The organism is Leisingera sp. CC-HEC096 (genome assembly GCF_059429235.1).
The window spans coordinates 240,001-252,549 of the sequence record NZ_JCAIJS010000003.1; the positions used below are offsets into that span (position 1 = coordinate 240,001).

The window sequence follows — 12,549 nt, forward strand, 5'->3', positions numbered from 1 at the left end:
GACCGGAGGACCACCTCCGAAGGCTAAGTACTCCTTACTGACCGATAGCGAACCAGTACCGTGAGGGAAAGGTGAAAAGCACCCCGGCGAGGGGAGTGAAACAGTACCTGAAACCGAACGCCTACAATCAGTTGGAGGCCCCTTGAGGGCTGACAGCGTACCTTTTGTATAATGGGTCATCGACTTGGTCTCACGAGCAAGCTTAAGCCGCTAGGCGGAGGCGCAGCGAAAGCGAGTCTTAATAGGGCGCATGAGTTCGTGGGATCAGACCCGAAACCGAGTGATCTAGGCATGGCCAGGTTGAAGGTGCGGTAACACGCACTGGAGGACCGAACCCACATCCGTTGAAAAGGATCGGGATGAGCTGTGCCTAGGGGTGAAAGGCCAATCAAACTCGGAGATAGCTGGTTCTCTGCGAAATCTATTTAGGTAGAGCGTCATCCGAATACCCCGGGGGGTAGAGCACTGGATGGGTAATGGGGCCCCACAGGCTTACTGATCCTAACCAAACTCCGAATACCCGGGAGTACTGGATGGCAGACACACGGCGGATGCTAACGTCCGTCGTGGAGAGGGAAACAACCCTGACCTCCGGCTAAGGCCCCCAATTCATGGCTAAGTGGGAAAGCAGGTGAGACGTCCAAAACAACCAGGAGGTTGGCTTAGAAGCAGCCATCCTTTAAAGATAGCGTAACAGCTCACTGGTCTAATCAAGATGTCTTGCGGCGAAGATGTAACGGGGCTCAAGCCATGAGCCGAAGCCGAGGATGCACATAGTGCATGGTAGCAGAGCGTAGTGTGACATAGTCTCATTCCTCCTTAGTATCTTCGGATACATTGGAGGAGAGAGGCTTTCGATGAAGCCGGGGCGTGAGCCATCCGGTGGAGAGATCACTAGCGAGAATGATGACATGAGTAGCGACAAAGAGTGTGAGAGACACTCTCGCCGAAAGTCCAAGGGTTCCTGCTTAAAGCTAATCTGAGCAGGGTAAGCCGGCCCCTAAGCCGAGGCCGAAAGGCGTAGGCGATGGGAATCAGGTTAATATTCCTGAGCCAGGAGGATGTGACGGATCATGAAGGTTGTTCGCCCTTATCGGATTGGGCGGGCCGCTGATTGGTCCCTGGAAATAGCCCTCCATCAGACCGTACCCTAAACCGACACAGGTGGACTGGTAGAGCATACCAAGGCGCTTGAGAGAACGATGTTGAAGGAACTCGGCAAAATACCTCCGTAAGTTCGCGAGAAGGAGGCCCGGGTTCAAGGCAACTTGGATCCGGGGGCACAAACCAGGGGGTGGCGACTGTTTATTAAAAACACAGGGCTCTGCGAAGCCGCAAGGCGACGTATAGGGTCTGACGCCTGCCCGGTGCCTGAAGGTTAAAAGGAGGGGTGAGAGCTCCGAATTGAAGCCCAGGTAAACGGCGGCCGTAACTATAACGGTCCTAAGGTAGCGAAATTCCTTGTCGGGTAAGTTCCGACCTGCACGAATGGCGTAACGACTTCCCCGCTGTCTCCAACATCGACTCAGCGAAATTGAATTGCCTGTCAAGATGCAGGCTTCCCGCGGTTAGACGGAAAGACCCCGTGCACCTTTACTACAGCTTCGCACTGGCATCAGGATTGTGATGTGCAGGATAGGTGGTAGGCATCGAAGCCGGGACGCAAGTCCCGGTGGAGCCTCCCTTGAGATACCACCCTTCGCACTCTTGATGTCTAACCGCGGTCCGTTATCCGGATCCGGGACCCTGCGTGGCGGGTAGTTTGACTGGGGCGGTCGCCTCCTAAAGAGTAACGGAGGCGCGCGAAGGTTGGCTCAGAGCGGTCGGAAATCGCTCGTTGAGTGCAATGGCAGAAGCCAGCCTGACTGCAAGACTGACAAGTCGAGCAGAGACGAAAGTCGGCCATAGTGATCCGGTGGTCCCGCGTGGAAGGGCCATCGCTCAACGGATAAAAGGTACGCCGGGGATAACAGGCTGATACTGCCCAAGAGTCCATATCGACGGCAGTGTTTGGCACCTCGATGTCGGCTCATCTCATCCTGGGGCTGGAGCAGGTCCCAAGGGTACGGCTGTTCGCCGTTTAAAGAGGTACGTGAGCTGGGTTTAGAACGTCGTGAGACAGTTCGGTCCCTATCTGCCGTGGGTGCAGGATACTTGAGAGGAGTTGCCCCTAGTACGAGAGGACCGGGGTGAACGATCCACTGGTGGACCAGTTGTAATGCCAATTGCAGTGCTGGGTAGCTATGATCGGACAGGATAACCGCTGAAGGCATCTAAGCGGGAAGCCCCCCTCAAAACAAGGTATCCCTGAGGGCCGTGGAAGACCACCACGCCGATAGGCCGGAGGTGTAAGCGCAGCAATGCGTTCAGCTGACCGGTACTAATCGCCCGATAGGCTTGATTTGATCCAGTAACAGACAGTGTTACAAAACCAAACAAGCAAACCATCCCAAGAACTTGGACTGTTGATTGTATTGCCTTCCGCTCGTGGAAACGTCTCGTGACGTAACTGGGGTGCGGCCTCTCGCGTATTTGCTCCGCAAACACGCTGACGGCCGCCAACCAAAAAAATCCACTCGCCGAAGGCAAGTGGATTTTTCTTGGTTTGGTGGCCACAGCACAAGTGAAACACCCGGTCCCATCCCGAACCCGGAAGTTAAGCACTGTCGCGCCGATGGTACTTGGGCTCAAGCCCTGGGAGAGTAGGTCACCGCCAAACCTAGTAAAATCCAATAATCTCTCTAAACGATCAATAACACCTGTCGCGGGATGGAGCAGCCAGGTAGCTCGTCAGGCTCATAACCTGAAGGTCGCAGGTTCAAATCCTGCTCCCGCAACCAAAATATTACAATCAAAACAATGACTTACGCCCCGCAGCCGCGGGGCTTTCTGCGTTTGCGCTAAGGCGCTGGAAGCACTGTGGACGCAAGTGGTGAGGAAAAGGATGTGGCCAGAGAGCCACAGACCTTGGATGTCGAAATGATATCAACGTGAGCTTTGACGCAATCCGTTCCACTCTCGCCAAGAGTGTTCCGAAGAGATGAGAATGCCGTTCAGCAAAGAGCAGACCGCGCATATCCAGCGCGAAATTTCGGAGCGCCCTTCCTCTGGAAAGGTGAACGATTGGGAGCGCTCGTTTCTCCAGGATATGGCTCGACGGTTTAATCAATATGGCGGGCGCACGCGCCTACACCGCTATCGCGAACGGAATGCAGCACTTGTCCGCAGAAAGAAGGCGGCATTTGTACGGACGTACGGTCGGCTCTACTGCGAAGTCTGCGGCTTCGACTTTGTAAAAACCTATGGTGACCGTGGAGAAGGCTTTATCGAATGCCACCACATGATCCCAGTGTCGGAGTTGGTACCGGGGCAGAAGACCAGACTATCCGATCTCGCATTGCTCTGTGCGAACTGCCATAGAATGGTTCACTCGGCTAGGCCTTGGCTTAGTGTCGAGCAGTTGCGACAGTGTTTGAAACGTTAACTCTTTGGGTGGAATTAACAAAAGGAGTCCGTTTAGGTGGTTGTCAACGGGGGGCGGCGGATTAACTTACTTCGCCAAAGGTGACGTCACCATCAGCTCTTTCACCAATGATCAGCTTAGCCTGCGTTGAGTGAGGAAGTGTTATCTCTTTTCTACGCCACTCTCGCTTTCCGGGTAGTTCCTCGCCACCTACCAGCGTTTTGTTCAAAATTAAGTTTTCACTGAATCCGCACGAAATCTTATCATCACTATAGGCAAGATATGCCGTGACTTCGTGTGGTTCGGCAACTCTAATGATCGATAGAGTCGCCAAAGCTGACAGGTACATCCCTCGAATCTGTTCAATTACATGCTGGAACGTTTTGAGGGTTAGTTTGCTTTTCATTTCAACAATGTGAAGTGTAGTTCTGCCGTCCTCCCTTGCAATGCAGAACGCAGCTTCAGCGCATTTTCTATTCCTCAAGGACCAAACGACTGGAGCTTGATCCTTCGCCTTAATGAAAAGGGCATCTTGAGGGGAGCTGAAATGACATTTCCCAGCGCCTTCTTTGGCCTTTTCTTCAACCGTAATTGGGGTGCCGCTGGTCACCGTGAAAACGTAATCTGGGTTGACTAGCTCTAGATTTTTAAATGCCATTATTTTCCCGGTTTGATGGGTTAATCTTCTTGCAAAGCGTCGCTGATTTTCAACGTTTCTTCTGTTAGATCTAAAAGCACTTTGTTGAGGGAGTCGGCCACAACTCCCTTTTCAGAAACCGGAATCTCATTGATTGATGTGATGCCATTGTCGCACACGAAGTCAAAAGCTGAAACTCGTTCTGAGTCAATCAAGTCCTCCTCAGCAACACCTATCTCAGACAGTAGTTCTGAATTTGACCGAAGGCGGTGCAACGAGATGAGGTTGTTTAGCTGCTGAAGAAAAGTATCGCTGTGTGTGGTGATTAGTACCCGCACACCTGAGTTGACCATCTTTGCCAGTGCACGAGCCATTTCTCGCTGCGCTGCCAAGTGCAGATGAGCCTCAGGTTCCTCAAAAATCAAGAAGGTGCGGTGACCCACACGATTAGACAGCACAGATAATGCAGCTAATTCGGTAACCAGAGATGAAGTGGACGCCAATGGGATTTCTTCTTTCCCTTCGTCCATTGAATATAGGTATTCGCCTCTGAATCTATTTCTCCTAGTGAATTCTCCTTGGATTAGATTTTTTAGTGCAGTCGACGGCTTGGTCCGTTTTCTAGAAAGGAAATAGGTGGGCCTTGAAAGGCTGCGGGCAAAGTCTTGAATCGGTGCCGGAAGTGAGCCGGTTTCTTCAAGCTCATCCCTTCCCATTTTTGAGCGATCAAGAATGCCGCTTACGAAATAGTCTAGCGCAAGCATGATGCCAGTCCTTGCGGCAGGCAAGTAGATTACATTTCGCATGCTAAGCCAATCGAATCCACAACATGCGACGCCCAAGATTGTTCTTTTGAGCTGAAAATCGATCATGCCAGGCAAAATGTCAGTTTCAACGCCGCTTACAGAAAAAACCTCTGTTGTCACTTCTCCGAGCGTTATGTGCACTGAAAGGTCGGTAACTTCGACGTTCCGGAAGATTCCTTCGGGCGGCTCATCTGGATCATCTGCCTCAATGAAATCCTCTTGTAACTCTTCGTATCTACTTACGTCGGCGGTCAGCTTTAATTGCGATCTATATTTGTGTGCTACGCTAATCGAACTTTTCTCAAAGCCATCGTAACCGATGGCATCTCTGAGGATGTCGGAAATGTTCTGGTTGAAGCTACTTGATATAGAAGTCCTCAGAGCATCCCACTCCAAATACGGGATTTCCAAGTTATAGTTTGTTTCGCGGCCTCTGCAGAGCTTGATTAAGAAATCGTTAAGGCCAGTGATGGCCACGTCGTCTCTGTTCCGAGATGTTTTATCTATATGCTTCAGGAATGCCCAAAGCGTTGTGGCAGCATAAGTCTTCCCACTGTCATTCTGCCCAATGAATAAGGTCAAGTCTCTGGGTTCAATCTCCCCGCTGGAAATTCGACCAACGTTCTGAATGCTAACTTTCACAACAAACCCTCTTTGGCAAAGACTTAAGCTCTCAAGAACGTCTAGCAGCTCTCTGCTCTGTCTTCTAGTTGCATAATGTTGTCAAAATATCAACAGGTTACCCAAGGCGGGTCACCTGCTGAAAAAGAGTAGAGACAGCTTCAACTGCTCTCGACCTGACTCCGAGCACATTGCAAACTGCCTCCTCGCTGTTAAAGAACTCTCCAGACCGATCAGAAGCCTGCTTCAATCATGTCGGGTAACTTAAGACTTTGGTGTGCTTGTCAAAAGTGCCTTGTTTGCACCGGCGTAGACGCAATCTAGGCTTATTTGAAACGGTACCTGCTCGCCGCATTCCCAAGCCTTTCATCAATCAGTATCGGGTGCTCATCGGATTGCCGCTGCAAGGTTTCTACATGGCTGCCTAGGAAGTCCCGGAACTCGTTGGGCTTCACCTCTGACGCTGCTGCGCGGGATACCAGCAGCCCCAAAATTTGCCGGTCCAGCATCCGCATGTGCTCTGCGCGGTTGGTTTCGATGACGTCGCTGGGCAAGACGCCGGAACAGCTCTCCTGCAGGTCCAAAGCGATCACGTTGCTGACCTGATGCCACAGCTCGTTTGCGGGCCAGCGGGCGCGGTTGCAGTCGGAAGTGGGGGAGGTGTAGCGGACCCTTTCGCAAAACTCGGTGTAAGCATCACCGATCATATCCCGGAGGTCTTTCCAGGACCGCATTTCCCAACGGTTGCGGAGCTGCTTGGACCCCATACGCAGTTCGAAGCGCCAGACCTGGCTTGAATTCCGGTCTGCCAGGTCCAGGGTCGGGCGGTTCAACTGTGCACGGGCGTCGTTCCAGATAGTGAGCCAGCCTAGCTTGCCCTTCTGAATGACCTCCTGCCGCTTGTCGTAGATCACCAATTGCCGGTTAGCGACAGCCCCGGCTCGCAGGCCGGTGACACGCGCGCCGGTGGCGTGGGTTTCTGTTTCATCAATGCCGGTGTGTTCCTGAACGCGGGTGCCGGGCGGCACAACCAGGGCTTCGCGGTCTGGTTCGAACCAGGGGGCCAGGAAGTCGATGGCGAAGTCCGCACGGGTCACACGCAGCAGGTGTTCAGCGTAGCGGATACCAAAGGTATCCATGCAGTCCCAGAAGTGCTTTTCCGCCGCGTCCAGCCCGCCGGTGGCGAGCAGGAAGGCCCGGAAATCGACGGTGATGCCGGGATTGTTCGCAGGGCGGTTCTCTGGGTCCAGGAAATACCATTCAGCCCCGTATTCGCCGGTATGGGCGGAATAGGCAGAACCGCCTGTGCGGCGCACGGAGAGAGCGACAGAGCCGAATTCCAGAACGGTTTCCCGGTTGGTTTTGATTGCTTCGGCTTTGGCAACGGCAAGGGCGGTGCGGAACTCAGGCGGGATATCGGTCTCGATGGTGAATTTCAGCCCGTCAAAACCCGAATGCAGGATATCCGCTTCCATTTACGCTGGCCTTCGCTTTCGTATTCGTGGAGGGGGGTGTTACAAGACCCCCCTCCTGCGCGGCACATCGGGCCGCTGGTTTCTGTGGAGATGTGAGGGGAAAAGGGCGGGGGCCTTTGGCCCCCTTCTGCCTCCGGCGGGGCAGCATTGGTTTTTGGGCCGGGCTGAGGCCCGGCGACCATTACTTGCCGTTGACCTGACGGCCAATCCAGATCTCTGCGCGCTCCGCGCATTTGGCGATATTGAGCAGGTCTGAGTGGTGGAAACTGCCGGTGTTGCGCCATTCGCCGTTATCGGCCTTGTAGGCACGGGACATATCGACGGAATAGAAGCCGTCATTGTTCCAGATGGTGGCCGTGATGAGGCCGATTTTGAACTTCTGTGCAGGCTGGTTCGCCATGGTTTGGATACTTTCGAGCTGTGTTGGAATGAGAAGGAGCGCGGGACCGTTTCGCCCGCGCCCCTGAGAGCCTTCCGGCCCCAAAATCCCGCGCGGCGCTGCCAACCCCAACGCGGGCAAAACTCATGTGGCGCTGTAGCTGCTGGTGCTGCCGTGGCGGCGGCCTTCGGCCCATTCCAGCAGGTCGCGGCGACGATAGCGCACGGAACGGCCCGATTTGTAGAACTTCGGGCCGTAGCCGGTGACGCGCCATTTCTGGATGGTGCGGACACTTTGGCAGAGGAAGTCCGCCGCCGTGCGTTCTTCGATAAACCCGTCCAGATAGTCCATGGCGGGCGCGTTGGCGGGGGTGGGTGTTGCGGTGTTCAGCATCGTCGTCTCCTGTTGTTTGACTTGATGCTCCTGTCTTCGCCCAACAGATTTCCTCTAAATACTCCTATAAATCTCCGCCGAATTTATAGTTTGGAGGATTTCTTTAAGCTGTTGAAAAGAGGTGAGAAATGTTTCTGAAGTGTTTTGTCCGCAATCTCGCTTGCAGGTTTGCTGAGGTTTGGGACGTTCAGTTCCAACCACGCGCGGATCTTCGGATAGTGGGATTGCTGCGAGGCGGTCACGTCGATTTCTCCGGCCTTGTGCAATGCTGCGAAGGCCGCCTTGACGAATGGTCCAACGGTGGGGCGACCCGCCGGTTGCGGCGGGGTCAGGTCGATTTTCTTTCGATTCAAAACCTCATCTCGCAACTGCCGCGAGACGATACGGATCTCGACGAACTCAAGCCCTTGGACCGTCAGGCTGGCCTTATCCCACCGGATGTGGCCGCGCCAATAGGCGGGCAGGATTTCGACGGGCTGACTGTCCATACGGCGGGGCGGTTCAAATCCGAAGGCAATAAGCTGTGCCTTTTGCAGCGCCTTCAGCACGGCCCCTTGGCGTCTGTCCCGCCAACCCGTGCGCTCCTTTGAAACCTTTGCCATCACCTGCGCCGCAGCCATGGCCGCATTGGCGCCAGCCTCACCCATGGCATTCGCGGCAATAGCGGCATCGGTAGCGACGGTCATCAGGTTGGCAGAGTGCAGCCTGTTGTAGGTTTCCCGCTCAGCATCGGGCGAAAAATGATAGGCGGATTTATTCAGATAAACGCCGCGTTGCCAGAGGGCCAGGATAGGGGAGGTCATGGGGGGACGGCTCGCTTCTTTTGAATGTGGTCTAGGGGCGGCGTGGTTCTGCGCTGGCCCTGTGGTTCTCGGTAATGCGTCCTACGTAACATAACGGTTCAGCCAGGGCAGCCGGTTCAGGTACAATCAAGCTTCTCGTAGTACGTTACCTACAGGCAGCCTGAGCGGGCATCGACGACCTACGTATACGTAACGTACCAGTACGCAACGCGCGGGACCGGGGCCGAGCTTAGCTCCCTACGTAACGTATCATTGCGTGTCCCTATACGGCCCGTAGCCTCGGCCTCCCCAGATCCCCGACTAGCGACCCCAGCCGCGCGGCATTTTCCTCCGCCGCCTGCCGCACCGGATCATCCGCCAGATGTGCATAGCGCATGGTGGTTTGGATCTGAGTATGCCCCAGCAGCCGCCCGACCATTTGGATCGGCATTCCGGCGGAGACCGCATTTGATGCGTAGGTATGGCGCAGGTCGTGGATACGAACCCCGCGCAGCCCCGCCCGATCACGGATGCGCCGCCATGGATGTTGGAGGTCGGTAGCATACTGGCCGGGCAGTTTTCCTTCGATCACATAGGGGTTGCCGGGGCTGCGCGGCAGGCGGGCGAGCACATCCCGCGCCGGTTGGGGCAGGGGGATGCGCCGCGCGCCGGTCTTACTGTCCGGCAGTTCCATGCCGTTGGCGGTGATGTAGTCCCATTTCAGGGTCTGGATTTCTCCCAATCGGCAGCCGGTCAGGATCAGCAGGCGGAAGGCGGCGACCATATGCGGCGTCTCGCTGCCTTCGCGTTCCACCTCAGACAGCACCTGTCCCAGCCGCTGCAATTCCGGTTGGCTCAAGAAGCGTTCCCGCTTCACCTCGCGGTACTTCGGGACGTGGCGGCAGGGATTGGAGCCATCCGGACGCAGGCCCCAGATTTCCGCCAGGTTGAACATCTTCGACAGAACTCCAAGCGTCCGGTTGGCCTGATAGGGCTTGTCGCGGAACTTGTGGTGCAGCTCTGCAATGTCCCGGCGTTCAACGTCCACGACCTTAAAGCTTCCCAGCGCGGGCACGATAAACAGATCAATGGCGCGGCGGTATTCCTTTTGGGTCGAGGGCTTGCAGCGTTCCTTGGCGTGGGCCTCAAAGAAGCGCTCACAGAGCGCGGCGACGGTGGGGGCCCTGCGGTGCTGCGAGATTTCCTCGGCGGGGTTCTCGCCCTTGGCAACTTGTCCCATGATCTCTTTGGCGAGCTTGCGCGGCTCATCCACGGTGATCTTGCCGTGCCGTCCAACCGATACGCGCCGGGTTCTGCCGCCCTTGCGATATTGCGCTTGGTAGGTCTTTGCACCGGACGGCATGACCCGGACGCCAAAGCCCGCAATCTGGCTGTCCCAGAGGAAGTAATCCTTGGCCTCCGGCATCAGGGCTTCGACGGTTCGCTTGGTCAGTTTCGGCATCTCCGGTCTCCTCTCTGCTCCGCTTCTGTGGAAGCACTGTGGAAGCAAATGAACGCATATCTTGGCGTAAGAGGTAGAAGCCTGTGAAGTTTGGCGTCAACGAAAAATGAGCGATACCAATAAGATAGGGTAGGTGGGCGCAAATCGGGGTAGACCGTGCAGAACGCCCTAAGCGCTCTCATAACCTGAAGGTCGCAGGTTCAAATCCTGCTCCCGCAACCAACACAATTTCCTCAGAAATATCAAAGGCTTCGGATCTACTGTCCGGGGCCTTCTTCCTGTCCGGGCCTTCCGCACCCGACGCCAGCCGCAGAAGCCCGGCCAGATCCCCCTCCAGCGTCAGATCCAGGCCAGAGCCTGCCGCCGCGGGCGTCAGCACGATCCGCTCCACCAATGCGCGCAGCGCCTCCTTGGCTTCCTCCATGCCTTCGGTGGAGCCAAGGGTCTGGATCACGGTCGGGCCTGCGTGACGCAAGATTCACCAAAGACTCGAAGGGTGAGTTCGCCGCGTTCCTGGCGAACTGTCGGTCAAAATGAACCGGTTGTCGGGTACAGCTCATCGTGCCCTGTCAGGCAGCTCTTCTGGCTCACGTTCGATCAGGGTTTCAATCTCTTCCATGATAGGATCAGGCAGAGCGCCGAAGCCAATTGCTGCTGCGAGGTCTTCGATCTGACCAACGGTGCGCGCGCCTGGAACGGGGATCACCCGGCCGCTTCTGGCCCATAACCAGCTGATCGCGCCCTGCGCCAGGCTCCTGCCGCCAGTTGTCAGCAACTCCCGCACGGGCTCCAGCTGCGTGAGCATGGCAGGGTTCGGCCGCGCGTCGGCAAAGTAGCCGGTCTTAAGGTTGGAGGTGCCGCGGATGTCGTCAGCGCGCATGATTGCATCCGGCCCGTATTTGCCGGTGAGGAGCCCCATCGCCAGAGGTGAACGGATCAGCGCCGTCAGCGCGTTCTTCCTCACCGCCGCCTGAATGCGCGGCGGATTGATCAAGACGTTCATCGCATGCTCTACCGCCAGAAACGCCTTGCGCGGTGCTACCGCAGAGACGCTTTCCGCAAAATCGGTGCTCCAGCCGTAGGCGCGCAGCTTGCCTGCCTCCACGGCCTTGTCCATCTCGTCGAACATCGCCTCAGCTAGCGGAACAGGGAGACTGTTCTGATGCAGCAGCATTAGGTCGATCCTGTCCCGCCCCAGCCGCGACAGGCTGCGGTCGATGGCGGGCAGCACTCTTCCGGGTGCAATCTCGTCGCCGGTCAGCTGCTTGCTGTCCTCGTCGATGGCAATCCCGATCTTGGTGGCGATCAGCGCATCGGGCCGGTCTTTGAGTGCGCGGGCCAGCAGCCGTTCAGCATGGCCCGCGCCATAGGCGGGAGCGGTGTCGAAAAGACTGATCCCCCCGGCCAGTGCGGCGTGAATGGTGCGGATGGACTCCGCGTCATCGGAATTGGCGTAGCCCAGTGGCTGATCCCCGGAGAACATCGGCCCGCCGATCGGCCAGCATCCCATGCCAAGCGGGTTCATCTCCTGACCCAGAAAGCGCATCCTGAAACTCCCTCTATCTGTCCACTCATTGGACCACCAAAGCGGCTTCCCTTCCATGAAACGCTTTGCAATGATCATTTCATGGATGAAACGAAGCTTGATTGGGACGATCTGCGCCTCTTTCTGGCGGTGGCGCGCGAGGGCGGGCTGGCCGCTGCGGCTGCATCGACCGGCAAGAGCCCTCCGACACTCGGGCGGCGCATGCTGGCGCTGGAGCGGCGGCTTGGCCGCGATCTGTTCCAGCGCCTGGCACGCGGATACGAGCTGACAAAGGAAGGCCGAACGCTCGTGGAAAAGGCAGAGGCACTGGAATGCGGCATCCTGTCTCTCACCGCGGAGACCGGCGGCTCGGTTCCAACCGTCAAGATCTCTGCTGGAACCTGGGTAACGTATCACCTCTGTGGCAGAATCCCGGAAATCGTCGGGTCAGACCGTACCCGGCTTCGGTTCATCGCGGCTGATGAGATGGTGGACATTGGCCGCCGCGAGGCCGTCATCGGGATCCGCAACCGCCGCCCCAAAGGGCCCGGTCTGGCCGGGCGCAAGCTGGGCCGGGTGCGCTTCGCCGTGTATTCAGGCGCCGGACCTGATGCACCCTGGGCGCGCGTCCTTGGCTCGACGCCTTCGGCGCAATGGGTCTAAGCCACTACCGAAAAGGAAGACTGCATTGAGGTCACCAGCCCGCGCACCGCTCTTGACCTTGCGCTCTCAGGCCAGGCCCGCCTGGTCCTGCCCACCTTCATCGGCAATCGTATGGATGCGCTGACGCAGGTTTCACCGCCGATCCCGGAACTGGAGCACGATCAATGGCTGGTGACGCACCATGAGGACCGCTATCTGCCCGAGGTGCGCAAGGTGATCAGCCGCGTTGACAGGATCCTGCGCGATACCTGCTTGCAGCCGTGACGCGAACTATCTCCATAACAGCCTTCCTCGCTTTTATCTTGGAGGGCTGGTCAGGGCTCCGACCGGGCGTTCGCCGCGC

The 12,549-nt window shown here is 56.7% G+C and carries 12 protein-coding genes, 1 tRNA gene and 2 rRNA genes (1 of these 15 only partly in view); 6 read left to right on the top strand and 9 right to left on the bottom strand.

Features of this window, described 5'->3' with window-relative positions; translation table 11 throughout:
• The 4 genes from AC5STI_RS19680 to AC5STI_RS19695 form a co-directional block, all read left to right on the top strand.
• Positions 1–2,405: ribosomal RNA gene (locus AC5STI_RS19680) — 23S ribosomal RNA — on the top strand (it extends 423 nt beyond the left edge of the window).
• 199 nt (positions 2,406–2,604) lie between these two features.
• Positions 2,605–2,719: ribosomal RNA gene (gene rrf / locus AC5STI_RS19685) — 5S ribosomal RNA — on the top strand.
• Between the two features lie 44 nt (positions 2,720–2,763).
• Positions 2,764–2,840 (top strand) — tRNA-Met (locus tag AC5STI_RS19690).
• 308 nt (positions 2,841–3,148) lie between these two features.
• Positions 3,149–3,484 carry an HNH endonuclease gene (locus tag AC5STI_RS19695; RefSeq protein ID WP_495447969.1) on the top strand — a complete coding sequence of 112 codons (336 nt, stop codon included), beginning with the start codon at positions 3,149–3,151 and terminating at the stop codon, positions 3,482–3,484.
• A 61-nt stretch (positions 3,485–3,545) separates the two neighbouring features.
• Here AC5STI_RS19695 and AC5STI_RS19700 read toward each other — a convergent pair whose 3' ends face one another.
• The 9 genes from AC5STI_RS19700 to AC5STI_RS19740 form a co-directional block, all read right to left on the bottom strand.
• On the bottom strand, positions 3,546–4,121 hold the full coding sequence (locus AC5STI_RS19700) for a hypothetical protein (RefSeq protein WP_495447953.1): 576 nt from the start codon (positions 4,119–4,121) through the stop codon (positions 3,546–3,548).
• Between the two features lie 20 nt (positions 4,122–4,141).
• The gene (locus tag AC5STI_RS19705; protein WP_495447954.1) at positions 4,142–5,548 is read right to left on the bottom strand and encodes an AAA family ATPase; all 1,407 of its coding nucleotides are present in this window, start codon (positions 5,546–5,548) and stop codon (positions 4,142–4,144) included.
• 305 nt (positions 5,549–5,853) lie between these two features.
• Entirely contained in the window at positions 5,854–7,002 is a 1,149-nt protein-coding gene (locus AC5STI_RS19710) for a hypothetical protein (RefSeq protein WP_495447955.1), read from the bottom strand.
• A gap of 181 nt (positions 7,003–7,183) precedes the next feature.
• A complete protein-coding gene (locus AC5STI_RS19715) occupies positions 7,184–7,402 on the bottom strand; it encodes a hypothetical protein (protein ID WP_495447956.1) in 219 nt (72 codons plus the stop codon).
• A gap of 123 nt (positions 7,403–7,525) precedes the next feature.
• Positions 7,526–7,774: a helix-turn-helix transcriptional regulator gene (locus tag AC5STI_RS19720; protein WP_495447957.1), complete on the bottom strand. Its 249-nt coding sequence runs from the start codon at positions 7,772–7,774 to the stop codon at positions 7,526–7,528.
• Positions 7,775–7,857: 83 nt separating this feature from the next.
• Positions 7,858–8,577, bottom strand: a complete 720-nt coding sequence (locus tag AC5STI_RS19725; RefSeq protein WP_495447958.1) for a hypothetical protein — start codon at positions 8,575–8,577, stop codon at positions 7,858–7,860.
• A 262-nt stretch (positions 8,578–8,839) separates the two neighbouring features.
• Positions 8,840–10,018: a site-specific integrase gene (locus AC5STI_RS19730; RefSeq protein ID WP_495447959.1), complete on the bottom strand. Its 1,179-nt coding sequence runs from the start codon at positions 10,016–10,018 to the stop codon at positions 8,840–8,842.
• A 178-nt stretch (positions 10,019–10,196) separates the two neighbouring features.
• A complete protein-coding gene (locus tag AC5STI_RS19735; protein WP_495447960.1) occupies positions 10,197–10,472 on the bottom strand; it encodes a hypothetical protein in 276 nt (91 codons plus the stop codon).
• A 102-nt stretch (positions 10,473–10,574) separates the two neighbouring features.
• Complete coding sequence (locus AC5STI_RS19740) at positions 10,575–11,564, bottom strand: aldo/keto reductase (RefSeq protein WP_495447961.1); 990 nt, start codon at positions 11,562–11,564, stop codon at positions 10,575–10,577.
• A gap of 81 nt (positions 11,565–11,645) precedes the next feature.
• Between AC5STI_RS19740 and AC5STI_RS19745 the strand changes: the two genes are divergently transcribed.
• Positions 11,646–12,206, top strand: a complete 561-nt coding sequence (locus AC5STI_RS19745) for a LysR family transcriptional regulator (RefSeq protein WP_495447962.1) — start codon at positions 11,646–11,648, stop codon at positions 12,204–12,206.
• Positions 12,207–12,317: 111 nt separating this feature from the next.
• Positions 12,318–12,470, top strand: a complete 153-nt coding sequence (locus tag AC5STI_RS19750; protein ID WP_495447963.1) for a hypothetical protein — start codon at positions 12,318–12,320, stop codon at positions 12,468–12,470.
• Positions 12,471–12,549: the final 79 nt, after the last annotated feature.